Annotated in this window: 1 protein-coding gene; it reads right to left on the bottom strand. The window is 41.7% G+C overall.

Annotation, left to right across the window (positions count from 1 at the left end):
* Positions 1 to 82: 82 nt before the first annotated feature.
* Positions 83 to 562, bottom strand: coding sequence for a hypothetical protein (locus R7O03_RS22735; protein WP_228076447.1), 480 nt, complete (start codon positions 560 to 562; stop codon positions 83 to 85).
* Positions 563 to 585: the final 23 nt, after the last annotated feature.

Below are 585 nucleotides of genomic sequence, written 5' to 3'. Positions count from 1 at the left end.
GGTGTGAGCAGCGCTTGGCTATACTTGAGCGAAGCGAAACTGCCAAGCGTTGCGAATCACTCTTAAATGCTTTGTTAGGTTTTTACTCAAATAGTTCACTAAACTTCTCTGAATTCCAGACTGAAACAACTGGCGAATCTGATACAACCGCTTTGCTAAAACCATACTTTTCGCTTTTAGTAACGAAAGCTATGGGAACGCTTCTATATAGTAAGGCTACTGAATTACCATCAGCCGACCATTGAAAGCTAAAATCTTGCTCTACTGTCTTCTCAATAATTGCTGTTTTGGAAACTAGCCCTTGGTGTAATTGTGGTGGTTCCCCTGCTCTCATTTTCTGCTTCCAAGATTCCTCGGAAACAGGCACGTACTGTATGTACGCAACAGCATCTCTTTCTGGCTTTTGAGTTTGAGGCTTAGTTAGGTAAAGCACCCCAGACTCTTCAAACTCATCGAGAATTGCATAACGTTCGGACACTTCGTTATATGAGCTTAAAAACAAACCCTCAGACATTACTACTCCTGACATCAACGTACACAAAATAAACAGAATTTTCTTCATGTGACTCCGAAAACCTAACGCCC

The sequence above is a fragment of the Vibrio sp. Vb2960 genome (assembly GCF_033337665.1).
In the GTDB taxonomy this organism is placed as follows: Bacteria; Pseudomonadota; Gammaproteobacteria; order Enterobacterales; family Vibrionaceae; genus Vibrio; species Vibrio alginolyticus.
The sequence above is the reverse complement of the archived record's forward strand: the minus strand, read 5'-3'. Positions and strand labels throughout refer to the sequence as shown.

Bases quoted from the DNA above. Each gene is read 5' to 3' on its own strand.
- R7O03_RS22735 (WP_228076447.1), bottom strand. From the start codon at position 562: ATGAAGAAAATTCTGTTTATTTTGTGTACGTTGATGTCAGGAGTAGTA.